Raw genomic sequence first — 25,142 nt, 5'->3', positions numbered from 1 at the left:
CTCAAGGCTTATTCGACGTTCAGCACACCGCGCCGGACCTGGTCGCGCTCGATGGACTCGAATAGAGCCTTGAAATTACCTTCGCCAAAGCCATCGTCACCTTTGCGCTGGATGAATTCGAAGAACACCGGCCCCAGCAGGGTCTCCGAGAAGATCTGCAACAACAGGCGCTTGTCGCCTGGCGCGGACGCACCATCGAGCAGAATACCCCGAGCCTGCAACTGGTCGACCGGCTCGCCGTGCCCCGGCAGGCGCTCTTCGAGCATCTCGTAGTAAGTTTGTGGCGGCGGGGTCATGAAGCGTGTGCCGATGGCCTTCAGGGCATCCCAGGTCTTGAGCAGGTCGTCGGTGAGGAAGGCTACGTGCTGAATGCCTTCGCCGTTGAACTGCATCAGGAACTCTTCGATCTGGCCCGATCCCTTCGACGATTCCTCGTTCAGCGGAATACGGATCATGCCGTCCGGCGCAGTCATGGCACGTGAGGTCAACCCGGTGTACTCGCCCTTGATGTCGAAGTAGCGGATCTCGCGGAAGTTGAACAGCTTCTCGTAGAAGCCAGCCCAATAGCTCATTCGCCCGCGGTAGACGTTGTGCGTGAGGTGATCGATAATCTTCAGCCCCGCGCCTGCCGGATTGCGGTCGATGCCTTCGATAAAGTTGAAGTCGATGTCATAGATCGAGCTGCCTTCCTCGAAGCGGTCGATCAGGTACAGCGGCGCACCGCCGATACCCTTGATCGCTGGCAGCCGCAGCTCCATCGGGCCGGTTTCGATTTCCACCGGCTGGGCCCCCAGCTCCAGTGCACGGGCATAGGCTTCATGCGCATTGCGCACTCGGAATGCCATGCCGCAGACGGACGGGCCATGCTCGGCAGCAAAGTACGAAGCGATGCTCTTGGGTTCGTTGTTCAGGATCAGGTTGATGCCACCCTGGCGATAAAGGTGGACATCCTTGGAGCGGTGAGTCGCCACCTTGGTGAAGCCCAGTGCCTGGAATACCGGCTCCAGCACGCCAGGCGTGGGCGAAGCGAACTCGATGAACTCAAAGCCCATCAGGCCCATCGGGTTGTCGAAGATATCAGCCATGTTCGTGTCCTCATCTACAGCAGAAAAAACGGTGTCAAACGCTTGGGATGTCGGACAGACAAGGTGGTGAGCAGGGAATACCCCTCACGCTGCGGGAGAGAAAATCGCCAAAGAGCAGCTTGAACCCGTGATATGCCATATGAACCTGGTCTCGGCTGGGTCGGCCTCCCAGGAGGGGAAGACCTTATTCTTGTATTCGTAAACTGATTCTACAGGGCGTAATTTCCTTTGTCGCGCTTTAGTTCGGCAATGTGCCGAAGGTCCGAGCTATCCTTGTGCTACCACCAGCCATTCAAGTCTAGACCCGCATGCCTCTTACGGTTAAACGCTCTGCCCGCTGGAGCTGGCGCAGCCTGCTGCCCTGGGCCGTCGGCGCACTGCCAATGCTGTGCGGCCTGGCGATCATGCACTGGCAGATCGAACGCGACCTGCGAGAGAACAGCCAGGCTACCGTGCAGCAGGTCGTCAGCCACATGGAGCGTATCCTGGGCGGGCTCTCCACGGCAGCACAAGCACTGTTGCCTCTGGCTGGACGCCCTTGTAGCGAAGTCACACTGGCCCTGCGCGAGCAAGTGACACGCAATGCGTTCGTGCGCTCAACCAACCTGTTCGACCACGACACCCTGTATTGCTCCTCGCTGTTTGGCGATTACGACGAACCGGTCAACACCCTCGACTACACTGAGGGCCAGCTATGGCTGATGGATGGCAACTCGGTCACGCCGGGCCATCCGCTGTTGGTGTATCGCACCGGTCAAGAGGGCCGCGGCGCCATCGTAACGCTCGACGGCGACCACCTGCTGACGGCCCTGCGCCTGATCGCCGATGACGAAACCCTGCAGATTCAGATCGGCAAGCATTGGTTGAGCGCCGATGGCCTGGTCCATACCGGCGTCCCCCCAACAGCCCCCAGCGCACCAGTCTCTCAATATTCGGTGCGCTACCCGTTCAGCGTCCATGGAGGCTACGGCCCGGACAAACCGATGGAAGTGCTGCGCAGCCAGTACCCGGCGCTGCTCAGTCTTCTATTGGTCATCGGTGTACTTATCGGTCTGGCCTGTCGCTGGCAACTGCGACGTGCCTCGTCGTCAAGGGCCGAGTTGAACCGGGCGCTGGAGGCGAACGAGTTCATCCCATACTTTCAGCCGGTGGTGCGCAAGGGTGACTACCGCTGGGCCGGTGCCGAAGTGTTGATGCGCTGGCAACATCCGCACGAAGGATTGGTACGCCCCGATCTGTTCATCCCCTACGCCGAGCACAGTGGGCAGATCGTGCCCATGACCCGTGCCCTGATGCTGCTTACCGCCCAAGGCCTGGCGCCCTATTCGGCGCTGATGGAGGACGGCTTCCACATTGGCATCAACATCACCGCCGACCACTGTCGCGACCTGCGACTGCTTGACGATTGCCGCACCTTTCTCCAGCATTTTCCACCTGGCCGGGTGGTCCTGACCCTGGAGCTGACCGAGCGCAAATTGATCGAAGCGACGCCGATCACCTTGGAGCTGTTCGAAAAGCTCCACCAGATGGGCGTGATGATTGCCCTGGACGACTTCGGCACCGGCCAGTCCAGCCTCAACTACCTGCGCCAGTTCAAGATCGACTACCTGAAGATCGACCAGAGTTTCGTCGCCATGATCGGCAGCGATGCGCTGTCGCAGCACATCCTCGACACCATCATCGAACTGTCGACCAAGCTGGGGCTCGGCATGGTCGCCGAGGGCGTGGAAACCGACGTTCAGCGTGATTACCTGGCGCGCCACCAGGTGGACTTCCAACAGGGCTACCTGTATGCCCGGCCAATGCCGCTGGAAGAATTCCTGAAGGCGCTCGCTGCACAGCCCGCCAGCTTGCGGTTGCCCCAAGGCGTGCCCCCTGAGATCATGCCCGGCTGATTCGTCCGCTCACCTTCTGCAACCGAGGCTTTCGTGTCAAAAGGCATCATCTCGTCTGTCATGGCATCCTGTCTGTTCGCCGTGATGTACTTCTATACCTCCATGCTCGCGCCGCTCGACGGCGAGGAGATCTTCGGCTGGCGCACCCTGCTGACCCTGCCATGCCTTACCCTGTTCATGCTGCTCAGCAAGGACTGGAGGCATGTCGGCGAACTGTTGGCACGTGTTCGCCAGACCCCTCGTCTGTTCCTGGGCATGGTCGGCACGTCATGGCTGCTGGGAGTCCAGTTGTGGCTGTTCCTCTGGGCGCCGCTGCACGGGCGTAGCCTGGAGGTGTCGATGGGGTATTTCCTGCTGCCGCTGGCCATGGTCCTGACCGGCAGGGTGGCTTATGGCGAGCGCCTGTCACGCCTGCAGAAGCTGGCAGTAGGCTGCGCGGCACTTGGCGTCGGTCACGAGCTCTACCAGCATGGCAGTTTCGCCTGGGAGACCTTGGTGGTGGTGATCGGCTACCCGATCTATTTCGTGCTGCGCCGACGCTGCCGCACCGACCACCTGGGTGGCTTGTGGTGCGACATGTGCCTGCTGCTGCCATGGGCCTTGTACTTCGTGATCCAGGGCCCGCTGTCGAGCGCCGACCTGGCTGCACATCCAGGGCTGTATGGCCTGATCCCACTGCTGGGCGCGATCAGCGCTTCGGCGCTGATCGTCTACGTGCTCGCCAGTCGCCTGCTGCCATTCGGCCTGTTCGGCTTGCTCAGCTACGTCGAACCGGTGCTGCTGGTCGGCGTAGCCTTGCTCCTGGGCGAGAGCATCGCGCCTGACCAGTGGCTGACCTACCTGCCGATCTGGGCTGCGGTGCTGGTACTGGTGCTCGAAGGCATCAAGCACCTGCTGCGTCAGCGACGTCGCTCGGTGTAAGACGCACCTGGCGTACCCGGCGCTCCTCCACTGCCACTACCGTCATGGTCCAACCGTTCCAGGCCAGCCGATCGCCCACCACCGGCAGACGATCGAGCAGGCTCATCACCAGGCCGGCCAGGGTCTGGTAATCCTCGGTGGCGCGGGCGACAAAGCCGGTGCGCGCCTGGACCTGGCTCAGGTTCAGAGCACCACTGACCACGAAACCGCCCGCCTCCTCGACGATCCCCGGCCCTTCCACCTCACTGGCGTCCGGCAATTCGCCAGCGATGGACTCGAGGATATCGGTCATGGTCAGCACGCCGGTGAAGTCACCAAATTCGTTGACCACGAAGGCGATGTGAGTGGACTGACCACGCATCTGCTCCAACGCGTTGAGAATACTGAAACTCTCCAGCAGGTTCAGCGGCGTACGCACCATGCTTTCAAGGTCTGGCTGGTTGCCCGAGAGCAACTCCTTGAGCAACTCCTTCTTGTGCACGAAGCCCAGCGGCTCATCGATACGACCGTCACGAATCAGGGGCAGTCGCGAGTAGGGCGAGTTGACCAAGGCCTGGGTAATGACCTCATCCGGCAGAGCCAGATCAATCGCATCCACCTCGGCACGCACGGTCATCACGGTGCGGATCGGTCGCTCGGCCAGGTTCAGCACACCGCTGATCATCACCCGCTCGCGGCGGTCGAACAGCACCTGTTCGTCCCCCCCTTCGACCAGGTCGGCGATTTCCTCGCCCACCTCGTCAGCCTCCATCCGTCGACCACCCAGCAAACGCAGCACCGCATGGGCCGTGCGCTCACGCAGCGGCTTGTGCTGTTGCAGGCTGCGTTTGCGGCGGGCCCTTGCCACCTGGTTGAACAGCTCGATCAGGATCGAGAAACCGATCGCCGCATACAGATAGCCTTTGGGGATATGGAAGCCCAGGCCTTCGGCAGTCAGGCTGAAACCGATCATCATCAGGAAGCCCAGGCACAGCATGATCACCGTCGGGTGGGCGTTGACGAAACGGGTCAGCGGCTTGCTGGCAACGATCATGATGCCGATGGAGAAGATCACTGCGATCATCATCACCGAGAGCTGCTCGACCATGCCCACAGCCGTGATTACCGCATCCAGCGAGAACACCGCATCGAGCACGACGATCTGCGCGACGATCGGCCAGAAGGCAGCGTGACGCACAACACCGGTACTCTGGGCCACATGCCCTTCCAGACGCTCGTGCAACTCCATGGTGGCCTTGAACAACAGGAACACACCACCGAACAGCATGATCAGGTCACGGCCAGAGAAGCTCTTGCCCCAGACCTCGAACAGCGGCGCGGTCAACGTCACCATCCACGAGATGGAGGCAAGCAGGCCCAGGCGCATCAGCAAGGCCAACGTCAGACCGATCACCCGGGCACGGTCGCGCTGATGCGGCGGCAACTTGTCGGCGAGGATGGCGATGAACACCAGATTGTCGATACCCAGCACCAGCTCAAGGACGATAAGCGTCAGCAGGCCTAGCCAGGCTGTAGGGTCAGCTAGCCATTCCATTAGCGGGTACTCTCGGGAGAGACGTCACGAAGACGCGGAAAGGATGGCCAGGACGGCCGAGGACTGGGGGGCTCCGCGAAGGTGCTCATAGATACCTTGATAGAAATTTGGGAAGGTGATCCTACAATCGAAGCAGGTTTTTCTGACAGTGTGAAACTATTACAAAAGCTGTAACAGCGTCGATTGAGCACTTTCGTTCAATACCAGAACCTCAAGGGTGACACAGGATGCTGACCTCATTCGACACCAAGGAAGCCCTTCATGAGCCTGTCCCTGTCCATGGCCGCCTTCGCCCTCGCGGCCTCGATTTCTCCTGGCCCTGTGAATATCGTCGCCCTCGGCAGCGGTGCACGTCACGGGCTGCGCGCCAGCCTGGGCCATGCCGCAGGCGCCAGCGTGGGATTCTGCCTGCTGCTGGTACTGATCGGCCTGGGGCTACATGAAGTGTTGCTGCGCTGGCCAGTGCTAAGTCGCCTGCTGCACTGGGGTGGGGTGCTGTTCCTGTTGTACATGGCCTGGAAACTGTCCAGCGACAACGGCCAGCTGAACGCCGGTCATCAGGCGCAGGCGCCGTCGTTCTGGCACGGCGCTGTGATGCAGTGGCTCAATCCCAAGGCCTGGCTGGCTTCAGTGGCCGGGATCGGCGCCTACACTGGCGGCGATCACCAACTGCTGTGGCTGTTCACCTGGCTGTATGCGCCCATCTGCTTCGTCTCGGTGGCCAGTTGGGCCTGGGCTGGCAGCGTGATCAGTCAGTACCTGGGCAACCCGCGCCACATGCGTCTGTTCAATCGCGGATTGGCGGTATTGCTGGTCGCCAGTGCGCTGTACCTGGTGCTGGGTTAACGCGCACAACCGCCGCTACGGTAATGCCCCGGCGTGGCCGCCAGATGCTGCTTGAAGGCACGCTGCAGGTGCGCCTGATCGGCAAAACCCGCCTCCAGCGCCACCTCGGCGATCCCGCGTCCGCGGCGCAACTGCGCCCGGGCGTGCTGAACCCGCTGATCGACCAGATACCCATGGGGCGTCAAGCCGAAGCGTCGGCGGAACGCGCGAATCAGATAAGCCCGCGACAACCCCGCGGCGGCGCAAATATCGTCGAGGCTCAAAGGGTCGAGGCGATGGGCACGAATGAAGGCCGCTGCCGTCTCCAGGCGCGGATGTGCCTGGGAATGCGCGTCTGGCGCCGCTTCGAGGTATCCCGGCAGCGCCTTGAAGAACGCCGTCAGCATCACCTCGCTGACGTCCGTGTCGCCATCGAACAGTCCAGCAAAGAGTTGCAACAGTCGCGCATAGAGCGCTGGCGACTCGCTGTAGGTGGCCTGAGGCAGGACGAAGCCCTGCGCCTCCAGCCAGGGCAGGTCTACGTACAACATCAGATACGACCAGACCCCTCCCTCAATCGGATTGCACGCATGTACCACGCCAGGGTTCATCAGCACCGTGGCCCCGGCCGCAAGCTCGCGCCAGGTATCACCGGACAGGTAGCTGCTGCGCCCGCCCGTGACCACGCCAATGGAAAAACCTTCATGCGAATGCGGGCCATAACAGACCTGGCGCCCATCACCCACCCGCCGCGCCTCGACGAAGGGCAGCGCTGGATCGCGCCAGAACCGCGACACTTCGATCATCGTCCGCGCCTCACGCCTCACCGCCTTGTACCACGACCAGCAACTGCGCCTGGCACTCGCCGACCGAACGCAGGCGGTGCGGTGTCTGCGCGTTGAAATGCAGGGCATCACCCTGCTCCAGCAACACCCGTTCAGACATGAAGTCAACCTCGACCCGGCCCGCATGGACGAACAGGAATTCCTCGCCCTGGTGCTCCTTGAACGTGGGATCACTGAAGTCTCGGGGTGGCTGAACAAGAAAGGGTAACAGGCTGCGCTGACCGATCTGCGAAGTCAGCACCGCATAACCCGGGCCCGCACCCTCTCCCACCAGCGCCTGGCGCTCACTGCAGCGCACCAGGCTGTAGCGCGCCTGGACGTTGTGATCTTCGGCAAACAGCTCTTCGACATTGACGTTCAGTGCCCTGGCCAGCTTCAACGCCGCCGCGATAGAAGGCGTGTTCAACCCACGCTCGACCTTCGACAGGTAGCTCTTGGTCATGCCGGATTTCTCAGCCAGCACTTCCAGGGTAATGCCCAGTTTTTTTCTCAGCAGTTTCAAGCGGATAGACATGCGACGCGGTTTTCCCGAGTGAACGGCTTGCCAATGACACTTTGTGTCATGTAGATTTATTTGTGTCATGCAATTGACCGCCCCTCTCCCGATCAAAGCAGCGGGGCGGGCAAGCACTGGCATCAACAGCACGCCACAGAGGATATCCCCATGGCCAACACCCTGACACTCGGCAAAGAGCAACTGGTGCACAAAGCGCTGGCACAGATGCAAGGCTCACTCGCCGATAATACGTGGACTGTACGCGAAAAGCTGGCCCTGACCTGTCGAATTCTCTTCGACCATGGCCATGACTCAGGCCTGGCCGGGCAGATCAGCGCCCGCGGCCCGGAGCCTGGCACTTTCTACACCCAGCAACTGGGCCTGGGCTTCGACGAGATCAGTGCCAGCAACCTGCTGCTGGTCAACGAAGACCTGGAGGTGCTCGAAGGCCAAGGCATGCCCAACCCCGCCAACCGCTTTCACAGCTGGGTGTACCGCGCCCGGCCAGACGTGAACTGCATCATCCACACCCATCCCACCCATGTTGCCGCCCTGTCGATGCTGGAGGTGCCGCTGCAGGTCTCGCACATGGACCTCTGCCCGCTGTACGACGATTGCGCGTTCCTCGGTGCCTGGCCCGGCGTGCCAGTGGGCAACGAAGAAGGCGAGATCATCAGTCAGGCCCTGGGCGACAAGCGCGCAATCCTGCTTTCGCACCACGGCCAATTGTCCACCGGCACCAGTATCGAGCAGGCGTGCGTCTATGCCCAACTGATCGAACGTGCCGCGCGCCTGCAGCTGCTGGCGATGTCGGCCGGCAGCATCAAACCCATCGACCCCAAGCTTGGCCGTGAAGCCCACGACTGGATCGACCGCCCCAAGCGCCACGGCGCCTCGTTCAACTATTTCGCCCGGCAGAGCCTGCGCAAACACGCCAACTGCCTTGACTGACCCCTGAATGCCTTGCTTGCGGAGCCACACCTCATGACCACAGAATTCCACGGCATCATCGGCTACACCATCACCCCGTTCAGCCAGAGTGGCGAACAGCTCGACCTGCCTGCCCTGGGCCAGTCCATCGATCGCCTCATCGACAGTGGCGTCCAGGCCATCGCCCCGCTGGGCAGCACGGGTGAAGGCGCCTACCTGAGCGACAGCGAATGGCATCAGGTCGCCCAGTACAGCCTCGAACGCATCGCTCGGCGTGTGCCCAGCATCGTCAGCGTCTCCGATCTGACCACCGCCGGTGCGATCCGTCGCGCCCGCTTCGCCCAACAGCATGGCGCCGATGCGGTGATGGTGCTGCCTTCGGCGTACTGGAAACTCAGCCCCAACGAGATCCTCGCGCATTACCGCAGCATCGGCGCGGCCATAGACCTGCCGATCATGCTCTACAACAACCCCGCCACCAGCGGCACTGATATGCCAGTGGAACTGATCCTGCGCATCGTGCGCGAGGTGGACAACGTCACCATGGTCAAGGAGAGCACTGGCGACATCCAGCGCATGCACAGGCTGCAACTGCTCGGTGAGGGCCAGGTGCCGTTCTACAACGGCTGCAACCCGCTGGCACTGGAAGCCTTCGTGGCCGGGGCAAAAGGTTGGTGCACTGCTGCGGCCAACCTCATTCCCCAATTGAACCTGCAGCTGTACCAGGCGGTACGCGACGCCGACCTCAAGCAGGCCCAGGCGCTGTTCTACCACCAGTTGCCGTTGCTGGACTTCATTCTTAAGGGTGGTTTGCCGGCGACCATCAAGGCCGGACTGGCCATGACCGGGCTGCCGGTGGGCGAACCGCGTCGGCCGGTGTTCGGGCTGGATGAACAAGCTCGCGCCACGCTGGAGCGCCTGCTGAGCGATCTGCGCGAACACTGAAAGCCTGGAGGTCACTGCACGCCACGCGATGGCTGGGCGAGAACTGGTTGACCCTCACCTGTCACGGTCTTGCTCACACCATCGCCGTCATCCCGATGAAGTTCGCCAGCTCCGCCGTACGCGGGGCGGCGAACAGTGCGTTCGGGTCCCCCACTTCATGCACCTTGCCCTGGTGCATGAACACCAGCTTGTCGCCCACCTCACGGGCAAAGCGCATCTCGTGGGTGACCATGATCAGGGTCATGCCTTCGCTGGCCAGTTGTCGCACCACGCCCAGCACCTCATTGACCAGCTCCGGATCCAGCGCCGAGGTGATCTCGTCGCACAGCAAGACCTTGGGCGACATTGCCAGTGCGCGGGCAATCGCCACACGCTGCTGCTGCCCGCCCGAGAGGCGATCCGGGTAGGCGTCGAATTTCTCCGCCAGCCCCACCCTGGCCAGCATGCGCTCAGCCATCTCGCGCGCCTGGGCCTTGTCGGCCTTTTTCACCACCTGCGGTGCCAGCATCACGTTCTCGCCCACGGTCAGGTGCGGGAACAGATTGAACTGCTGGAACACCATCCCGACCTTCTGACGCAATGCGCGCAGGTCGGCGCGACTGGCGTCGAGGTATTCACCGTCCACCTCGATCACCCCGTCGCTGATCGACTCAAGGCCGTTGAGGGTGCGCAGGAAGGTGCTCTTGCCCGAGCCGCTGCGGCCGATGATGGCGACCACTTCGCCTTCTTCGATGCTCAGGTCGACGCCCTTGAGCACGTGGTTGTCGCCGTAGTATTTGTGCAGCGCGGACACTCTAAGCAGGGGCATGCAGCCTCCTTTCCAGATAACGGGCGCTCAGCGAGAGCGGATAACAGAGAATGAAATAGCCCAGTGCGACCAGGCCATAGACCATGAAGGGTTCGAAGGTGGCGTTGGCGATCATGCCGCCGGTCTTGGTCAGCTCGGTGAAGCCAATGATCGAGGTCACCGCCGTGCCCTTGACCACCTGCACCGAGAAGCCCACGGTCGGCGCGATGGCGATGCGCAGTGCCTGGGGCAGGATGACGTGGCGCAACTGCTCCATACGGCTGAGCGCCAGACTGCCGGAGGCCTCCCACTGGCCACGTGGAATCGACTCCACACACCCCCGCCAGATCTCGGCGAGAAACGCGCTGGTGAACAGCGTCAGGGAAATGGCCGCCGCCATCCACGCAGAAACGTCGATACCGAACAGCGCAATGCCAAAGAACACCATGAACAACTGCATCAATAGCGGTGTGCCCTGAAACAGCTCGATGTAGCCTCGCGCCAGGCGCCGTGGCAGCGCCCGCTCGGAAATGCGCCCGATCAGCACCAGCAACCCGGCCAGGCCGCCACAGGCGAATGCCACCAGCGACAACACCAGTGTCCACTGAAGCCCCGTCAGCAGGTTGCGCAGGATGTCCCAGAAGGTGAAGTCCATTCAGCGTTTCCCCATCAGCAGGCGCTGCCCGACCCAGTTCAGCAGTTGGCGCACGAGGATGGCCATCAGCAGGTACAGGACGGTGGTCAGCAGGTAGGTCTCGAAGGCGCGGAAGTTGCGCGACTGGATGAAGTTGGCGGCGAACGACAGTTCCTCGGTGGCAATCTGCGAACACACCGCCGAGCCGAGCATGACGATCACGATCTGGCTGGACAGCGCCGGCCAGACCTTGGCCAGCGCAGGACGCAGGACCACGTGACGGAACGCCTCGAAACGACTCATGGCCAGGGCCGCTGCGGCCTCCAGTTGCCCCCTGGGAATGGCCTGGATGCCGGCGCGAATGATCTCGGTGGAATAGGCGCCCAGGTTGATCACCATCGCCAGCACGGCCGCCTCCCATTCGCTCAGGCGAACGCCCAATGCGGGCAGACCGAAGAAGATGAAGAATAGCTGCACGATGAACGGCGTGTTGCGGATCAGTTCCACGTACAGGCCGAACAGCAGGTCGAACGGACGCAGGCGCCAGGCCCGCACACCGGCGCCGATTACGCCGATGGCAAGGCCGAGCACGGTGCCGATGGCGGTCAGCTGCAGGGTGAACAAGGCCCCCTTGAGCAGCAGGTCACTCTGGGCAAGGACGGGGGCGAAGTCGAATTGATAAGCCATGGCTAGAGGTGTCCGCAGCCGCTCAAAGATCGGCTGGGAGAGGTTGCTTGAGCCATTTCTCGGCATTGCGGTTCAGGCTACCGTCGGCCTTGGCCGCAGCCAGGGTGCTGTTGACCTTATCCAGCAGCGCCGCCTCATTTTTGGCCACCCCCACGTAGACCGGCGAGTCCTTCAGCTTGACCTTCACCACCGGCACCTTGGCCGGATTCTTCTCGGCGATGGCCGACATCACCACGCTGCCGCTGGCGATCAACTGGACCTGCCCGGAAAGGTAGGCGGCGATGGTCGAGTTGTTGTCTTCGAAGCGCTTGATCACCGCATCCTTGGGCGCCACAGCAGTCAGGGCCATGTCCTCGATCGAGCCGCGGGTGACGCTGATGGTCTTGCCGGCGACTGCACCAATGTCATCGATCTTCGCTTCGGCCGGGCCGAAAACGGCCAGGTAGAACGGCGCGTAGGGGCGCGAGAAGTCGATCACCGCCTCACGCTCAGGGTTCTTGCCCAGGCTCGAGATCACCAGATCGACCTTGCCGGTGGTCAGGAACGGGATGCGGTTGGTGCTGTTGACCGGGGTCAGGGCCAGCTTGACGCCAAGCTTGTCGGCCAGCAGTTGCGCGGTATCGATATCCAGACCACGCGGTTTCATGTCCGGGCCGACCGAACCGAACGGCGGGAAGTCCTGGGGCACGGCGACCTTGAGCACGCCACGGGCACTGATATCGGCCAAGGCGTCGGCCTGGGCCAAGGGCAGCGCAAGGGTGGTGCCACAGAACAGAGTCGCCAGGAACAGGGAGCGGAACGTCGTCATGAAAAGGCCTCGCTGGAATTCGGGTGATGGGACTGACCTGGCCATTGCAGGGGGCATGCCAGTCTGCGCCCACGCCCTTTGCGAAAGGCCGCCAGGCCCGTGGCTGCAAGGTCTTACTGGTCTGAACAGTTGTACCGCATGGTCGTCCTCTGACCTGGAGCGCGCCCTGCTTTCGTGCAAGGCCTTTCGGGGCTGCGCCAGGTTGGCGCAACGCTTGCCAGCACGGTCGGTTCACCGTAAAACGTCAGCGTCATTGCCCTCTGACTGGTCTGAACAGCATGCTCGACACCCTCCCCCGCGCCGTCCCGGAACTGGCCCTGCAGGCCATCCGCAAGCTCATCGATGAAGGCGGTTACCAGCCGGGCGATGCCCTGCCTTCGCAACGTGACCTGGCAGAGCGACTCGGGGTCAGCCGCGCCTCACTGCGTGAAGCGCTGTCGTCGCTCAGCGCCTTGGGCTTGGTGAGCGTGCAGCCCGGCAAGGGCGTATTCGTACAGAGTCCGGCACCCAGTGGGTTTTCCTGGCCCTATGCCGAGCAGGTATCGGCCGCCGATACGTTCCAACTGCGCTATGCACTGGAGGGTTTTGCCGCCGGGCAAGCGGCGCTGGCATTGACCGCCGACCATATCGACCGGCTCCAGGCCAATGTCGAAGCCATGCGCCAGGAGCTGCGCGAGGGGCGCTTCGAGAACGCGGCGCGGCTCGATTTCGAGTTCCATCAATTGCTGCTGCAGGCCTGCGGCAACCAGGCGATGCTGCAGGTCATCACCGCGAGCCAGGAAATTTTCCTGGAGAGCCAGAAGCTGCCGTTCATTCGCCCTGAGCGGGCCATGGAGACCTGGCAGGAACATCGCAAGATCCTCAAGGCCCTCGAACGCCGGTCGCAAGCCGGGGCTCAGCGAGCGATGCAGGAGCATATCCGCAACGCCGCCTCGCGTACCGGGGTGGTGTTCGCTGTCTGAGCGGCGACTGTCGTGCCCTGTTCGCGATAGATCCGCGGTCGAAACAGATATCCCGGTGTCGCCCTCAAGGATGCACCGCCCCCCGCCCTCCGCTCTACTGGCCCTGACAACCAGACGACACGGCTCGACCGTGTCCACCCCCTGCCAGGCTGCCTATGACAACCGGAGAGCATTCGCATGTCTGTATCCCATGAGGTATCGCCCGCCACCCTGCGTCGGGTGATTGCCGCATCGGCCATCGGTAACTTCGTCGAGTGGTTCGATTTCGCGGTGTACGGTTTTCTCGCCACGCTGATCGCCAGCCAGTTTTTCGCCAGCCAGGACGCCAGCGTCGCCCTGCTCAAGACCTTCGCCGTCTTCGCCGTGGCCTTCGCCCTGCGTCCGCTGGGCGGCATCGTGTTCGGTGCACTGGGCGATCGCCTGGGGCGTAAGCGCATCCTGTCGCTGACCATCCTGCTCATGGCCGGTTCCACAACACTCATCGGGCTGCTGCCGACCTACGCCAGCATCGGCATCGCCGCGCCCGCACTGCTGACCCTGGCGCGCTGCCTGCAAGGTTTTTCCGCAGGTGGCGAATACGCCGGGGCCTGCGCCTACCTGATGGAGCATGCCCCTCGGGAAAAACGTGCGTTCTACGGCAGCTTCGTGCCGGTCTCGACCTTCTCGGCATTCGCCTGCGCGGCGGTCATTGCCTATGCCCTCGAAGCCAGCCTGACGCCAGACGCCATGAACACCTGGGGCTGGCGCGTGCCCTTCCTGATCGCCGCACCGCTGGGCCTGGTCGGACTTTACCTGCGCTGGCGCATGGAAGAAACACCCGCCTTCCGCGAGGCCATCGCCGAGGGCCGCGAGCATGAACATTCGCCACTCAAGGAAACGCTTCGCCACCATGGCCGGGCGATCCGCAACCTGGGCGCATTCATTTCACTGACGGCGCTGTCGTTCTACATGTTCACCACCTACTTCGCCACCTACCTGCAACTGGTCGGCAACCTCAGCCGCGCCCAGTCGCTGTTGGTAACCACCGTGGCGCTGCTGTTCGCAGCAGCCGGCTGCCCGTTGGCAGGTGCGTTTTCGGACCGGATCGGACGCCGCCGCACCATCGGCTTCACGTGCATCTGGGTGATGGTCTGCGTGTTCCCCGCGTACTGGCTGGCCAGCTCCGGCTCGATGCCGGGCGCGCTGCTGGGCGTGATCCTGCTGGCGGTAGGCGCCTTGTCCAGCGGAGTGGTGACAGCGGCCTTGCTGTCGGAGAGCTTCCCGACCCGCACCCGCTACACCGCCTCGGCCATCACCTACAACGTCGCCTATACCCTGTTCGGCGGCACCGCGCCGCTGGTGGCGACCTGGCTGATCGGACTGACAGGCAGCAGCCTGGCACCCGCCTTCTACCTGGTGATCATCGCCCTGGTGGCGCTGGTTGGCGGGCTGGCGCTGCCAGAGACTTCGCGCATTTCCTTGCATGAGGAATCGCTGGGGAGCCAGTCAGCCCCGGCCTGACATCACCGGAGCCGACTGGCAGCCACCTCACTCTTCTTCCCGCCGATACGCCCAGCGATAGAGTGCGGGCAACACCAGCAAGGTCAAGGCCGTCGACGACAGGATCCCGCCGATCACCACTGTCGCCAGCGGCCGCTGCACCTCGGCGCCCGTGCCGGTGGCCAGCGCCATCGGGATGAACCCCAGCGACGCCACCAGCGCGGTCATCAATACCGGCCGCAGCCGGGTCAATGCGCCCTCCTCGACCGCCACCCGCAGCGATCGCCCCTCTTCTCGCAGGCTGCGAATGAAGGCGATCATCACCAGGCCGTTGAGTACCGCAACCCCCGACAGCGCGATAAACCCGACCCCTGCCGAAATCGACAATGGAATGTCCCGCAGCCACAAGGCCAGCACCCCTCCGGTCAGGGCGAAGGGAATCCCGGTGAACACCAGCAAGCCGTCGCGCAGGTTGTTGAACATCATCAGCAGCAACGCCATCACCAGCAGCAGTGAAACCGGCACCACTACCCGCAGCCTCTCGGCAGCCGACTGCAACTGCTCGAACTGCCCGCCCCAGCGTGTCCAGTACCCAGGGGGGACCTGCACCTGGTCGATCAGGGCCTGCTCGGCCTGCTCGACGAACGAGCCCAGGTCGCGGCCACGCACGTTGGCACTGACCACCACCACACGCTTGCCATCCTCGCGGCTGACCTGGTTCGGGCCCAATTGCAGGTTGAGGCTCGCAACCTGCGACAACGGGATGAAGCCGATTTGTGCCGCGCCAGCACCGGCCGGCACCGGTATCAGCAGGTTCGCCAGCCCGTCGACGTCCGTGCGCAGGGCTTCGGACAGGCGCACCACCATGTCGAAGCGCCGGTCACCCTCGTACAGCGTCCCCGCCTTGCGCCCGCCGACAGCGATGGCCACCGCATCCTGCACCTGGGCAATGTTCAGACCGTGGCGTGCCGCCTTGTCGCGGTCGATATCGATGGTCAGTACCGGCAACCCGGTGGTCTGCTCGACCTTGACCTCCGATGCCCCCGGCACCTGCTGCAAGGTGGTGGCAATTTTCGCCGCCGTGGCGTTGAGCACGTCCATGTCGTCGCCGAAGACCTTCACCGCCACATCGCTGCGCACCCCGGAAATCAGCTCGTTGAAGCGCAGTTGGATGGGTTGCGACAGTTCATGGTTGCTGCCAGGCACACTGGCGGCGGCTTGCTGCACCTCGGCAATCAGCGCTTCGCGCGGCTTGCCTGGATCGCGCCATTGCTCACGCGGCTTGAGCATCACATAGGCGTCGGAGATGTTCGGCGGCATCGGGTCCGAGGCGATCTCGGCAGTACCGGTGCGGGCGAATACCCGCTCGACCTCGGGCACCTGGGCGATGATCGCCCGTTCCAGGCGTTGCTGCATGTCCACCGATTGGCTCAGGCTGGTGCCCGGCACCCGCAGCGACTGCAGGGCGAAGTCACCCTCGCTGAGGCTGGGGATGAACTCACTGCCCATGCGGCTGGCCAATACACCCGACAGCAGCACCAGGCTTGCAGCGGCGGTGAAGGCTAGCTTGCGTCGCTGCAGCACCCAGGCGAGCACCGGAGCGTAACGCTGGCGAGCAGTACGCATCAGCACACCTTCCTCCTCCTTGACCTTGCCGGTAACGAACAACGCAATCGCCGCCGGCACGAAGGTCACCGAAAGAATCATCGCCCCCAGCAAGGCCATGACCACGGTGAACGCCATGGGGTGGAACATCTTGCCTTCCACACCGGTCAGGGCAAAGATCGGCAGGTACACCACCATGATGATCAACTGCCCGTAGATCAGGGGCCGGCGTGCCTCGCGAGCGGCCGCGAACACTTCATGGAAGCGCTCGGCACGTGTCAGCATGCGCCCGTGCTTGTGCTGGGCATGAGCCAGGCGGCGGATGGCGTTCTCGACGATCACCACGGCACCGTCGACGATGATGCCGAAGTCCAGCGCCCCCAGGCTCATGAGGTTGGCGCTGACCTTGTTGGCGAACATGCCGGTGAAGGTGAACAGCATCGACAGCGGTATGACCATGGCTGTGATCAATGCCGCACGGATGTTGCCCAGGAACAGGAACAGTACCGCGACCACCAGAATGGCGCCTTCGACCAGGTTTTTCTTCACCGTGGCGATGGCGTTTTCCACCAGGTTGGTGCGGTCGTACACCGTGACCGCCATCACCCCCTTGGGCAGGCTGCGGTTGATCTCGGCAAGCTTTGCCGCGACCGCCTGGGACACTGTGCGGCTGTTCTCGCCAATCAGCATGAACACGGTGCCCAGTACCACCTCGCGGCCATTCTCGGTCGCCGCCCCCGAGCGCAGTTCCTCGCCCAGGCCGACCTGGGCCACATGGCTGACACGAATTGGCGCGCCATCGGCACTGGAGATGACGATATTGGCAATATCCTCGATCGACGCCACCTGCCCCGGCGCGCGCACCAGCAACTGCTCGCCGTTGCGCTCGATGGCGCCGGCACCGACGTTGGCATTGTTGTCCTGCAACGCCGCGATCAGGTCGTCGAGGGTGAGCTTGTACGCCGCCAGGCGCTTGGGATCCGGTGCAATCAGGTACTGCTTGGCGTGGCCCCCGATGCTGTTGACTTCGGCCACACCCGGCACATTGCGCAGTTGGGGCTTGATGATCCAGTCCTGGATCACCCGCAGGTCGGTAGCGGTATAGGGCGTGCCGTCCTCCTTGAGTGCGCCGTCCTGGGCCTCGACCGTCCACAGGAAGATTTCCCCCAGGCCCGTCGAGATCGGCCCCATGCTGGCTTCGATGCCCTCTGGCAATTGTTCGCGAGCGACTTGCAGGCGCTCGTTGACCAGTTGCCGGGCGAAGAAGATATCGGTGGCGTCATCGAAGATCACTGTCACCTGCGACAACCCTGAACGCGACAGCGACCGGGTCTGCTTGAGCCCGGGCAGGCCGGCCATCGCTGTCTCGATGGCATAGGTGATGCGCTGCTCGGTCTCCAGCGGCGAATAGCCGGGTGCAGCGGTGTTGATCTGCACCTGCACGTTGGTGATATCGGGCACCGCGTCGATCGGCAGCTTCTGGTAGCTGTGGATGCCCACCGCAGCCATCAGCACCACGGCAAGCATCACCACCAGGCGTTGCTCGATGGCAAATTGAATCAGGCGTTCGAACATGAGGGTTTCCCGGATCAGTGACTGTGCTCGGCCGAGCCCTTGCCCAGCTCGGACTTGAGGACAAAGCTACCTGCCGCCGCCACCTGGGTGCCGCTGGCCAGGCCTTCGGTGATTTCGACGAAACCGCCATCGCGACGCCCCGTCCTGACCGGCAACGCCTGGAAGCCATCAGGGGTGCGGGCGAACACCACGCTGCGCTCTTCGAGGGTCTGCAGGGCAACCTGCGGAACCACCACGGCAGCCTCTGCTTGCTCGACGGTCACCGCGATATTGACGAACAGCCCTGGGCGCCATGCCCCCTTGGGGTTGGCCAGCGTGGCACGGGCGGTGGCGGCGCGGTTCTGCTCACCGAGCAGGTTGCCGACGTAGTTGATGGCGCCCTCGACTTGCGCATCGAGGTCTGGCGAACTGACCGTCACGGCGCGCCCGCTGGTGACTTTGTCCAGATCACGCGGGGTCACGGCGAACGTGGCCCAGACCCGATTCAAGTCAGACAGGGTGAAGGCATTGCTGGCCTCACTCACCACCTCACCAACGGTCAGGTGCTTTTCCACCACCACCGCGTCGAACGGCGCACGCAACTCGTAGCGATTGCCCGCCCCCGCCGGGGCCACGGCCGCCACCTTCTGCCCGGCATTGGCCAAGGCGATTTCAGCTTCCTGCAAGACCTGGCGAGCCTGCAGGTAATCCTGCTCGGCGCTGATGCGCTCCTGCCAAAGCTGCTTTTCACGCTCGAAGATCAGCCGCGCCAGCTCGACCCGCCGCTGCGCCGCCTGCTGCTCGCTGCGCAGCTCGGAAATCTGTTGGCTGGCGATCACCGCCAGCACCTGGCCACGCTTGACCGGCTGGCCCAGGTCGGCCTGTACCGACTCGACCACACCAGGAACACGCGGCACCACGTGGGCGGTACGGTCCTCATCGAAACGGATCTCGCCAGGAAAACTGATCGACGTCCCCAGGGCGCGCGGGCCGGCGGTGACCAACTGGACCCCGGCCGCCTCGATCTGCGCGGCGGAAAGGTGCAGCTCGCCCTCTTCGTCGCGCCCTTCCTCGCCGGACGCTGCGGGCGCGCTGCCGTGGTCGTGGCCGTCGTTGCCGTGGTCGTCATGGCCGGACTCACTGGTCTTTCCGGGGCCGAGGTTGCCGGTCCAGGCCAACCCACCGGCGCCGATCACGGCAACCAGGGTGGCAAGGAGGGCGAACTTGCGGGTGGTGTTCATGGGGGCTCCTGCTGCAAATGAAGAAGGTGGAACGCTCGATTCGCGCCTCAGCGCCCGGCATCCAGCTGGCCATAGATCCGCTCGACCTGGGCCCGCGCATCACTTGCCGAAGCCAGGGCGTCGAGGTACTGCCCACGGGCTTCGATCAGCGTGCGCTGGGCGTCCAGGACATCGAGGAACGCGAATTTGCCGCGCTCGAAGCCGCGCGTGGCGGTATCTACCGCCTGGCGTGCCGAGGGCAGGATGGTGCGGTCGTAGGCGTTGACCTCGGCCATGGCCATGGCCCACTGGCTCAGGGCGCTGCGGGTGTCGCTGCGCAGGCGCAATTCCACCGCGTTGCGCAGGTCGCGGGCCTGGTCGGCGCGACGCGAGGCCGCCAGCACGTTGCCCTGGTTTCGGTCGAACAGCGGCAGCGGCATGGACAGGCCGACCACGTTGACCCGTTCGCGGTCCTCGCGGCTGTACTGGCTGCCCAGGCTGACCGTTAGGTTGGGGATACGCTGGGCTTTTTCCGAACCTAGCGCAGCCTCTGAGCGCTCGATCTGCGCGGCGGCAAGGCGCCACTCGACAGTCTGTTCGACCTTGCCCAGCAAGACCTCGGCTTGTGGCGCCGGGCCAGGCAACAAGCCGCTGCCATCAAGCTGTGTGAACGCCACCTCGGCGCTGCCGGTCAAGCGCGCCAGCGCCTGCCAGGCCACCACGCGATCCGCTTCGGCGCGGCGCAGTTGCGCCAGGGCCTGAGCCAACTGCACTTCGGCGCGAGTGGCCTCGACCGGCGATGACTGGCCCGCCGTGACCCGCGCCTGTACCACCCGCAGGCCCCGTTCGGTCAAGGCTTTGGACTGCTCGGCCAGCTCCACCGCAGTCTGCGCCCGCAGTGCAGCATGGAACGCCTGGGTCACATCGGCACGCAGGCCATTGCCTTGGCGCTCGAGCTCCAGCCGGGCGATATCCTGACCGGCCTTGGCCACCTCGACACGCGCGCCCCGTTTGCCACCCAACTCGAGCGCCTGGCTGAGCATGACCGTGGTGGTACTGGTATCGCGGCGAGTGTCTTCACGCTCCCAGGAAAGCTCCGGGTTAGGTATCAGCCCGGCCTGGCGCCGTTCGCCATCGGCAATGCCCTGTCCCTGGCGCACGGCAGCCAGGTCCGGGTTATCGGCAAACGCCGCATCGAGCGCCTGGCCCAGGGTCAGGCCCTGTCCTGCCTGGGCGAAAGCACTGGCCGACAGCAGGCAAATCAGGACAAGGGAGCGGGAGGGTTTGAACGGCACGGTCTGGGATCCTCGACGGCTGGCGGTTGCTGGCGAGGGACTCTAGGGCGCGGCGGTTATCCTGGCGGTGGCGTGAAGATTACGATTCTGTAATCCAGCCGGAACGATGGGCGATTATCGCCCCCGATTTTGATGCCGAATGGTGCCGCCGATTTACAAAACTAACCAGATAGTACAAAACTTACTGCAGCCAACAATAAAAGCGATGCTGCGCCATGTCATGCCCAATCCTTGTACTCAACGGCCCCAACCTCAACCTGCTGGGCACTCGCGAACCCGGTCACTATGGCCGGGAAACCCTCGCCGACCTTGCGAACCTGTGCGCCGCCAGCGCCCGCGAGCTGGGCCTGGAAACCGAGTTTCGCCAGACCAACCATGAAGGTGAATTGATCGACTGGATCCATGGCGCCCGAGGTCGCTGCGCCGGCATCCTGATCAATCCCGGTGCCTGGACCCACACCTCGGTTGCCATCCGTGACGCCTTGGTCGCCTGTGAGCTGCCGGTGATCGAGGTGCACCTGTCCAACATCTACAAGCGCGAACCGTTCCGACACCTTTCGTTCGTATCGGCGGTGGCCGTGGGGGTGATCTGCGGATTGGGCAGCCAGGGCTACCGCGCAGCGCTGGCGCATTTCCAGCAACTGCTGCAGGAGGTGGCTGCATGAGGCCGCACAGCATCCTCGCTGGCCTGATCGGGCGCGGCATCCAGGCCTCGCGCACACCTGCGCTGCACGAGCAAGAGGGTGATGCCCAGACCTTGCGCTACTTGTATCGGCTGATCGATGTCGACCAGCTGGGCCTGGACGACAGCGCCCTGCCCCGCTTGCTCGACGCGGCACAGCACACCGGCTTTACCGGGTTGAACATCACCTTCCCGTTCAAGCAGGCGATCCTGCCGTTTCTGGATGAACTGTCAGACGAGGCGCGCAGCATCGGCGCCGTCAACACAGTGCTGTTCAAGGACGGCAGGCGCATCGGCCACAACACCGACTGCCTGGGTTTCGCCGAAGGCCTGCGCCGAGGCCTGCCCGGCGTTGCCCGGAGTCAGGTGGTGCAAATGGGGGCTGGCGGCGCGGGGGCAGCAGTGGCCCATGCGCTGCTGGCCGAAGAAGTCGAGTGCCTGGTGCTGTTCGAGATAGACCGCGCACGCGGGCAAGCGCTGGTGGACAACCTCAACACACGCTTCGGAACCGGCCGCGCACAATTGGGCGAGAACCTGGCCGACGCCTTGGCGGCAGCCGACGGGCTGGTCAACACCACGCCAGTGGGCATGGCCAAGCTGCCGGGTACACCGTTGCCGGTCGAACTGCTGCACAGGCGCTTGTGGGTGGCCGAGATCATCTACTTCCCGCTCGAAACCGAGCTGTTGCGCCACGCCCGGGCGCTGGGCTGCCAGACACTCGACGGCGGCACCATGGCTGTGTTCCAAGCGGTCAAGGCATTCGAGCTGTTCAGCGGTCGCAAGGCCGACTCGATACGGATGCAGGCGCACTTCGCCAGTTTGCGGTGAATGGCCCGCTGCAGCGGCGCTAGCCGGCGCCTACGTCGACGGCTCGGCCAGCAGCTCGCGGATCACCTGTTCCTGGCCAGCGTAATCCCCTTCACCGAAATGCACGTGGCGCACTTGCCCCTTGCGATCGACGAAGTAATGCGCCGGCCAGAACTGATTGCCCCAGGCATTCCAGATCCGGTAATCGTTGTCGACCGCCACCGGATAACCGATGCCGAGCGAACGTACCTTCTGCCTGAGATTGCCCACATCATGCTCGTAGTCGTACTCCGGCGTATGCACGCCCACCACCACCAGCCCCTGGTCGGCATAGCGCTTGGCCCACTGGTTGACGTACGGCATGCTGCGCTTGCAGTTGATGCAGTCCCAGGTCCAGAAGTCCACCAGCACGACCTTGCCCTTGAGCGCCGGAGCATCCAGCGGCGGCGAGTTGATCCACGCCTGGGCACCTGCCAGCGAAGGCATTGGCCCCAGGTCGTCCCGCGCCAACAGGTGCCCGGCCAGGCCCAGGCCAGCGAGCGCCAGGACGACACCGCCCAGCTTGAGCCAGCGGCGTCGCCAGGGGCTGCCTGGCTCGGCCTGGGTGCGATCAGTTGTCATGGCAACCGCCGGTGGCGTAGGTGCGGTACTCGACGCTCTGCACCTGGCCCTGCGAGTCCAGGTAGTCCATGCGGGTGTTGACCACGCCACACGCGTTGCTGCGGTCGTTCTTTACCGACAGTACGCGCTTGACGTCCAGGTGATCACCGTAGCGGTACTGCATGGCCTGGCTGTCGGGCATCGGTTGGGTGCTGGCCTGGGCGGCGATGGCGCCGACGCTGAGTACGGCGAACAGGCTGGCACTGGCAAGGGTCTTGAAGTTCATGATGGATCTCCTGCGGGGCTTTGGGTGGGAAGCCGTTCGCTCCCCGGTCGAGAGCCATTTGAAGCCCGCCAGGTATCGGCCATGTGTCGAGAAATGCCCGTGCTGCTTCGTTCTGTATCTGTGTCGCAGGCGGATACACTGCAATACAAACACCCGCAGGCAAGCGAGCCGAGCCTCGTTACACTGTGCCCATCGCACTCATTACAGGACCACCATGATGGAACACGTCGATCACATCCTGATCGTCGACGACGACCGCGAAATTCGCGAGCTGGTCGGCAACTACCTGAAGAAGAACGGCCTGCGCACGAGCATCGTCGCCGACGGCCGGCAGATGCGCAGCTTTCTCGAAGGCAACTCCGTCGACCTGATCGTGCTCGACATCATGATGCCCGGCGATGACGGCCTGTTGCTGTGTCGCGAACTGCGTGCCGGCAAGCACCGCAACACGCCCGTCTTGATGCTTACCGCCCGCAACGACGAGACCGATCGCATCATCGGCCTGGAAATGGGCGCCGACGACTACCTGACCAAACCGTTCTCCGCCCGCGAGCTGCTGGCGCGCATCAATGCAGTGCTGCGTCGCACGCGCATGCTGCCGCCCAACCTCACCATCAGCGAAAGCAGCCGGCTGATCGCCTTCGGCCAATGGCGCCTGGACACCACCGCCCGCCACCTGCTCGACGACGAAGGCACCCTCGTGGCCTTGAGCGGTGCCGAGTACCGCCTGTTACGGGTATTCCTCGACCATCCGCAGCGGGTGCTCAGCCGCGAGCAACTGCTCAACCTCACCCAGGGCCGTGAAGCCGACATCTTCGACCGCTCCATCGACCTGTTGGTCAGCCGGCTGCGCCAGCGCCTGGGCGACGACGCGCGCGAGCCGACCTGCATCAAGACCGTGCGCAGCGAGGGCTATGTGTTCTCGCTGCCGGTCTCGCTGATCGAGTCGCCGACATGAAGTGGCCAGGCACTCTGGCTTCGCGCCTGGCGCTGATCTTCCTGACCGGGCTGGTGCTGGCCTACGGCTCGTCGTTCGGCCTTCAGTTCTACGAGCGCTACGTCAGCAGCCGCTCGATGATGCTGAGCAACCTGGAAATGGACGTCGCCACCTCGGTGGCCATCCTCGACCGCCTGCCCGCCGCCGAACGTGCTGCGTGGCTGCCGCGCCTGGAGCGTCACAACTACCGCTACCGCCTCGACCAAGGCCTCGCCGGCCAGAGCATGCCCAGCGCCGACCCGCCCATGGCAGCAGAGTCGATCGTCAAGGCGATTGGCAAGGACTATCAACTGACCTTCCAGGAAATCCCTGGGCCGAACGCACACTTCCAGGCTCATCTCGACTTCGCCGACGGCGCGCCGCTGACCATCGACGTCACCCCGGCGCCGGTGCCACTGGCCACCTGGCTACCCGTGGTGCTGTTGTTCCAGCTGGCGGTCCTGCTGCTGTGCACCTGGCTTGCGGTACGCCTGGCGATCGGCCCCCTGACGCGCCTGGCCCAGGCCGTCGATCACCTCGACCCCGACAAGCCCGGCCTACAGCTGGATGAGAGCGGCCCGCGCGAGGTGAAGTACGCCGCCGTGGCCTTCAACGCCCTGCAGGCACGCATCGCCGCTTATCTCAAGGAGCGCATGCAATTGTTGGCGGCCATCTCCCATGACCTGCAGACACCGATCACACGCATGAAGCTGCGCGTGGAAGTGATGGATGACGGGCTGGAAAAGGACAAACTGTGGAACGACCTGAGCGCCATGGAGCATCTGGTGCGCGAGGGGGTGGCCTACGCCCGCAGCATGGACAGCAGCACCGAACAGCCCTGCAAGGTCAATCTCGACGCGTTTCTCGACAGCCTGGTGTTCGACTACCAGGACAGCGGCGCGCAGGTCGTGCGCTGCGGTGACACCGACACGGTGCTGCACACCCGCCCGCATGCCTTACGCAGAGTCCTGGTTAACCTGCTGGACAACGCCTTGAAGTTCACCGGCTCTGCGCGCCTGGAGGTCAGCCACGGCAGTACCGGCGACACCCTGATTCGAGTGCTCGACGACGGCCCGGGGATTCCCGAACAGGAATTGAGCGAGGTGCTCAAACCCTTCTATCGGGTCGAAGGCTCGCGCAATCGCAGCACCGGCGGGACCGGACTCGGGCTGGCCATTGCCCATCAACTGACCCAGGCCATGGGTGGACGACTGAGTCTGAGCAATCGTGAAAGCGGCGGGCTGTGCGCCCAGGTAGAACTGCCACCCTCCCACCTGTAGAAGT

Annotated in this window: 24 protein-coding genes; 11 read left to right on the top strand and 13 right to left on the bottom strand. The window is 63.8% G+C overall.

The features are described from left to right. Window positions 1–8 precede the first annotated feature (8 nt). Window positions 9–1,085, bottom strand: coding sequence for a 4-hydroxyphenylpyruvate dioxygenase (gene hppD, locus ACK3BK_RS11855; protein WP_186664947.1), 1,077 nt, complete (start codon window positions 1,083–1,085; stop codon window positions 9–11). Window positions 1,086–1,393: 308 nt separating this feature from the next. Here hppD and ACK3BK_RS11850 point away from each other — a divergent pair, with 308 nt between their 5' ends. Together ACK3BK_RS11850 and rarD are read left to right on the top strand one after the other, a co-directional pair. Beyond that, window positions 1,394–2,980: an EAL domain-containing protein gene (locus tag ACK3BK_RS11850; RefSeq protein ID WP_411384362.1), complete on the top strand. Its 1,587-nt coding sequence runs from the start codon at window positions 1,394–1,396 to the stop codon at window positions 2,978–2,980. A 33-nt stretch (window positions 2,981–3,013) separates the two neighbouring features. After that, a complete protein-coding gene (gene rarD, locus ACK3BK_RS11845; RefSeq protein WP_288376684.1) occupies window positions 3,014–3,901 on the top strand; it encodes an EamA family transporter RarD in 888 nt (295 codons plus the stop codon). Here the strand turns inward: rarD and ACK3BK_RS11840 are convergent. Then, window positions 3,864–5,435: a TerC family protein gene (locus tag ACK3BK_RS11840; RefSeq protein ID WP_186664950.1), complete on the bottom strand. Its 1,572-nt coding sequence runs from the start codon at window positions 5,433–5,435 to the stop codon at window positions 3,864–3,866. The genes rarD and ACK3BK_RS11840 overlap by 38 nt on opposite strands. A gap of 261 nt (window positions 5,436–5,696) precedes the next feature. On the opposite strand from ACK3BK_RS11840, the gene ACK3BK_RS11835 reads away from it, so the two are divergent. After that, a complete protein-coding gene (locus ACK3BK_RS11835) occupies window positions 5,697–6,281 on the top strand; it encodes a LysE family translocator (RefSeq protein ID WP_186664951.1) in 585 nt (194 codons plus the stop codon). On the opposite strand, the gene ACK3BK_RS11830 is transcribed toward ACK3BK_RS11835, so the two are convergent. Both ACK3BK_RS11830 and ACK3BK_RS11825 read right to left on the bottom strand, forming a co-directional pair. Beyond that, entirely contained in the window at window positions 6,278–7,066 is a 789-nt protein-coding gene (locus ACK3BK_RS11830) for an AraC family transcriptional regulator (RefSeq protein ID WP_186719261.1), read from the bottom strand. The genes ACK3BK_RS11835 and ACK3BK_RS11830 overlap by 4 nt on opposite strands. A 10-nt stretch (window positions 7,067–7,076) precedes the next feature. After that, the gene (locus tag ACK3BK_RS11825) at window positions 7,077–7,619 is read right to left on the bottom strand and encodes a helix-turn-helix domain-containing protein (RefSeq protein WP_288376686.1); all 543 of its coding nucleotides are present in this window, start codon (window positions 7,617–7,619) and stop codon (window positions 7,077–7,079) included. Window positions 7,620–7,769: 150 nt separating this feature from the next. Between ACK3BK_RS11825 and ACK3BK_RS11820 the strand changes: the two genes are divergently transcribed. Both ACK3BK_RS11820 and ACK3BK_RS11815 read left to right on the top strand, forming a co-directional pair. Next, entirely contained in the window at window positions 7,770–8,552 is a 783-nt protein-coding gene (locus ACK3BK_RS11820) for an aldolase (protein ID WP_186664954.1), read from the top strand. A 33-nt stretch (window positions 8,553–8,585) separates the two neighbouring features. Then, on the top strand, window positions 8,586–9,476 hold the full coding sequence (locus ACK3BK_RS11815; protein WP_186708179.1) for a dihydrodipicolinate synthase family protein: 891 nt from the start codon (window positions 8,586–8,588) through the stop codon (window positions 9,474–9,476). Between the two features lie 73 nt (window positions 9,477–9,549). On the opposite strand, the gene ACK3BK_RS11810 is transcribed toward ACK3BK_RS11815, so the two are convergent. Genes ACK3BK_RS11810 through ACK3BK_RS11795 form a run of 4 tightly spaced genes read right to left on the bottom strand, consistent with a single transcriptional unit; the run spans window position 9,550 to window position 12,392 of the window. Continuing rightward, the gene (locus tag ACK3BK_RS11810) at window positions 9,550–10,284 is read right to left on the bottom strand and encodes an amino acid ABC transporter ATP-binding protein (RefSeq protein WP_186664957.1); all 735 of its coding nucleotides are present in this window, start codon (window positions 10,282–10,284) and stop codon (window positions 9,550–9,552) included. Next, a complete protein-coding gene (locus tag ACK3BK_RS11805) occupies window positions 10,271–10,918 on the bottom strand; it encodes an amino acid ABC transporter permease (protein ID WP_411384361.1) in 648 nt (215 codons plus the stop codon). The genes ACK3BK_RS11810 and ACK3BK_RS11805 overlap by 14 nt, the downstream gene beginning before the upstream one ends. After that, window positions 10,919–11,584, bottom strand: a complete 666-nt coding sequence (locus ACK3BK_RS11800) for an amino acid ABC transporter permease (protein ID WP_411384360.1) — start codon at window positions 11,582–11,584, stop codon at window positions 10,919–10,921. A gap of 22 nt (window positions 11,585–11,606) precedes the next feature. Next, entirely contained in the window at window positions 11,607–12,392 is a 786-nt protein-coding gene (locus tag ACK3BK_RS11795; protein WP_186664961.1) for a transporter substrate-binding domain-containing protein, read from the bottom strand. 278 nt (window positions 12,393–12,670) lie between these two features. Here ACK3BK_RS11795 and ACK3BK_RS11790 point away from each other — a divergent pair, with 278 nt between their 5' ends. Both ACK3BK_RS11790 and ACK3BK_RS11785 read left to right on the top strand, forming a co-directional pair. Beyond that, the gene (locus tag ACK3BK_RS11790) at window positions 12,671–13,354 is read left to right on the top strand and encodes a FadR/GntR family transcriptional regulator (protein ID WP_186719256.1); all 684 of its coding nucleotides are present in this window, start codon (window positions 12,671–12,673) and stop codon (window positions 13,352–13,354) included. 177 nt (window positions 13,355–13,531) lie between these two features. Next, window positions 13,532–14,854: an MFS transporter gene (locus ACK3BK_RS11785; protein WP_186664965.1), complete on the top strand. Its 1,323-nt coding sequence runs from the start codon at window positions 13,532–13,534 to the stop codon at window positions 14,852–14,854. Between the two features lie 27 nt (window positions 14,855–14,881). On the opposite strand, the gene ACK3BK_RS11780 is transcribed toward ACK3BK_RS11785, so the two are convergent. From ACK3BK_RS11780 to ACK3BK_RS11770, 3 genes are read right to left on the bottom strand one after another with little or no spacing between them, the layout of a single operon-like run. Then, window positions 14,882–18,013, bottom strand: a complete 3,132-nt coding sequence (locus tag ACK3BK_RS11780; protein ID WP_411384359.1) for an efflux RND transporter permease subunit — start codon at window positions 18,011–18,013, stop codon at window positions 14,882–14,884. Window positions 18,014–18,027: 14 nt separating this feature from the next. Next, window positions 18,028–19,233, bottom strand: a complete 1,206-nt coding sequence (locus ACK3BK_RS11775; RefSeq protein ID WP_411384358.1) for an efflux RND transporter periplasmic adaptor subunit — start codon at window positions 19,231–19,233, stop codon at window positions 18,028–18,030. Between the two features lie 47 nt (window positions 19,234–19,280). Beyond that, window positions 19,281–20,477 (bottom strand): TolC family protein, encoded by a 1,197-nt coding sequence (locus tag ACK3BK_RS11770; protein WP_411384471.1) that lies wholly within the window; start codon window positions 20,475–20,477, stop codon window positions 19,281–19,283. Window positions 20,478–20,722: 245 nt separating this feature from the next. On the opposite strand from ACK3BK_RS11770, the gene aroQ reads away from it, so the two are divergent. Together aroQ and ACK3BK_RS11760 are read left to right on the top strand one after the other, a co-directional pair. Further along, the gene (aroQ, locus tag ACK3BK_RS11765) at window positions 20,723–21,172 is read left to right on the top strand and encodes a type II 3-dehydroquinate dehydratase (protein WP_186664973.1); all 450 of its coding nucleotides are present in this window, start codon (window positions 20,723–20,725) and stop codon (window positions 21,170–21,172) included. Next, on the top strand, window positions 21,169–22,017 hold the full coding sequence (locus ACK3BK_RS11760) for a shikimate dehydrogenase (protein ID WP_411384357.1): 849 nt from the start codon (window positions 21,169–21,171) through the stop codon (window positions 22,015–22,017). The genes aroQ and ACK3BK_RS11760 overlap by 4 nt, the downstream gene beginning before the upstream one ends. A gap of 30 nt (window positions 22,018–22,047) precedes the next feature. Here the strand turns inward: ACK3BK_RS11760 and ACK3BK_RS11755 are convergent, their stop codons facing one another. Both ACK3BK_RS11755 and ACK3BK_RS11750 read right to left on the bottom strand, forming a co-directional pair. Then, window positions 22,048–22,617 carry a thioredoxin family protein gene (locus ACK3BK_RS11755; protein WP_186708193.1) on the bottom strand — a complete coding sequence of 190 codons (570 nt, stop codon included), beginning with the start codon at window positions 22,615–22,617 and terminating at the stop codon, window positions 22,048–22,050. After that, a complete protein-coding gene (locus tag ACK3BK_RS11750; protein WP_411384356.1) occupies window positions 22,607–22,882 on the bottom strand; it encodes a DUF2790 domain-containing protein in 276 nt (91 codons plus the stop codon). Before ACK3BK_RS11750 ends, ACK3BK_RS11755 begins: the two co-directional genes overlap by 11 nt. A gap of 217 nt (window positions 22,883–23,099) precedes the next feature. Between ACK3BK_RS11750 and ACK3BK_RS11745 the strand changes: the two genes are divergently transcribed. After that, entirely contained in the window at window positions 23,100–23,840 is a 741-nt protein-coding gene (locus ACK3BK_RS11745) for a response regulator (RefSeq protein ID WP_186664981.1), read from the top strand. Further along, window positions 23,837–25,138, top strand: coding sequence for a sensor histidine kinase (locus ACK3BK_RS11740; protein ID WP_186664983.1), 1,302 nt, complete (start codon window positions 23,837–23,839; stop codon window positions 25,136–25,138). Before ACK3BK_RS11745 ends, ACK3BK_RS11740 begins: the two co-directional genes overlap by 4 nt. Window positions 25,139–25,142 lie beyond the last annotated feature (4 nt).

The sequence above is a fragment of the Pseudomonas sp. L7 genome (assembly GCF_046605565.1).
GTDB lineage: Bacteria > Pseudomonadota > Gammaproteobacteria > Pseudomonadales > Pseudomonadaceae > Aquipseudomonas > Aquipseudomonas wayambapalatensis.
The sequence above is the reverse complement of the archived record's forward strand: the minus strand, read 5'-3'. Positions and strand labels throughout refer to the sequence as shown.

What these genes read in the sequence shown, in the direction of transcription:
- hppD (WP_186664947.1), bottom strand. Translation starts at nt 1,085, where the DNA reads ATGGCTGATATCTTCGACAACCCGATGGGCCTGATGGGCTTTGAGTTC.
- ACK3BK_RS11850 (WP_411384362.1), top strand. Translation starts at nt 1,394, where the DNA reads ATGCCTCTTACGGTTAAACGCTCTGCCCGCTGGAGCTGGCGCAGCCTG.
- ACK3BK_RS11840 (WP_186664950.1), bottom strand. Translation starts at nt 5,435, where the DNA reads ATGGAATGGCTAGCTGACCCTACAGCCTGGCTAGGCCTGCTGACGCTT.
- ACK3BK_RS11835 (WP_186664951.1), top strand. Translation starts at nt 5,697, where the DNA reads ATGAGCCTGTCCCTGTCCATGGCCGCCTTCGCCCTCGCGGCCTCGATT.
- ACK3BK_RS11830 (WP_186719261.1), bottom strand. Translation starts at nt 7,066, where the DNA reads ATGATCGAAGTGTCGCGGTTCTGGCGCGATCCAGCGCTGCCCTTCGTC.
- ACK3BK_RS11825 (WP_288376686.1), bottom strand. Translation starts at nt 7,619, where the DNA reads ATGTCTATCCGCTTGAAACTGCTGAGAAAAAAACTGGGCATTACCCTG.
- ACK3BK_RS11820 (WP_186664954.1), top strand. Translation starts at nt 7,770, where the DNA reads ATGGCCAACACCCTGACACTCGGCAAAGAGCAACTGGTGCACAAAGCG.
- ACK3BK_RS11815 (WP_186708179.1), top strand. Translation starts at nt 8,586, where the DNA reads ATGACCACAGAATTCCACGGCATCATCGGCTACACCATCACCCCGTTC.
- ACK3BK_RS11810 (WP_186664957.1), bottom strand. Translation starts at nt 10,284, where the DNA reads ATGCCCCTGCTTAGAGTGTCCGCGCTGCACAAATACTACGGCGACAAC.
- ACK3BK_RS11805 (WP_411384361.1), bottom strand. Translation starts at nt 10,918, where the DNA reads ATGGACTTCACCTTCTGGGACATCCTGCGCAACCTGCTGACGGGGCTT.
- ACK3BK_RS11800 (WP_411384360.1), bottom strand. Translation starts at nt 11,584, where the DNA reads ATGGCTTATCAATTCGACTTCGCCCCCGTCCTTGCCCAGAGTGACCTG.
- ACK3BK_RS11795 (WP_186664961.1), bottom strand. Translation starts at nt 12,392, where the DNA reads ATGACGACGTTCCGCTCCCTGTTCCTGGCGACTCTGTTCTGTGGCACC.
- ACK3BK_RS11790 (WP_186719256.1), top strand. Translation starts at nt 12,671, where the DNA reads ATGCTCGACACCCTCCCCCGCGCCGTCCCGGAACTGGCCCTGCAGGCC.
- ACK3BK_RS11785 (WP_186664965.1), top strand. Translation starts at nt 13,532, where the DNA reads ATGTCTGTATCCCATGAGGTATCGCCCGCCACCCTGCGTCGGGTGATT.
- ACK3BK_RS11780 (WP_411384359.1), bottom strand. Translation starts at nt 18,013, where the DNA reads ATGTTCGAACGCCTGATTCAATTTGCCATCGAGCAACGCCTGGTGGTG.
- ACK3BK_RS11775 (WP_411384358.1), bottom strand. Translation starts at nt 19,233, where the DNA reads ATGAACACCACCCGCAAGTTCGCCCTCCTTGCCACCCTGGTTGCCGTG.
- aroQ (WP_186664973.1), top strand. Translation starts at nt 20,723, where the DNA reads ATGTCATGCCCAATCCTTGTACTCAACGGCCCCAACCTCAACCTGCTG.
- ACK3BK_RS11760 (WP_411384357.1), top strand. Translation starts at nt 21,169, where the DNA reads ATGAGGCCGCACAGCATCCTCGCTGGCCTGATCGGGCGCGGCATCCAG.
- ACK3BK_RS11755 (WP_186708193.1), bottom strand. Translation starts at nt 22,617, where the DNA reads ATGACAACTGATCGCACCCAGGCCGAGCCAGGCAGCCCCTGGCGACGC.
- ACK3BK_RS11750 (WP_411384356.1), bottom strand. Translation starts at nt 22,882, where the DNA reads ATGAACTTCAAGACCCTTGCCAGTGCCAGCCTGTTCGCCGTACTCAGC.
- ACK3BK_RS11745 (WP_186664981.1), top strand. Translation starts at nt 23,100, where the DNA reads ATGGAACACGTCGATCACATCCTGATCGTCGACGACGACCGCGAAATT.
- ACK3BK_RS11740 (WP_186664983.1), top strand. Translation starts at nt 23,837, where the DNA reads ATGAAGTGGCCAGGCACTCTGGCTTCGCGCCTGGCGCTGATCTTCCTG.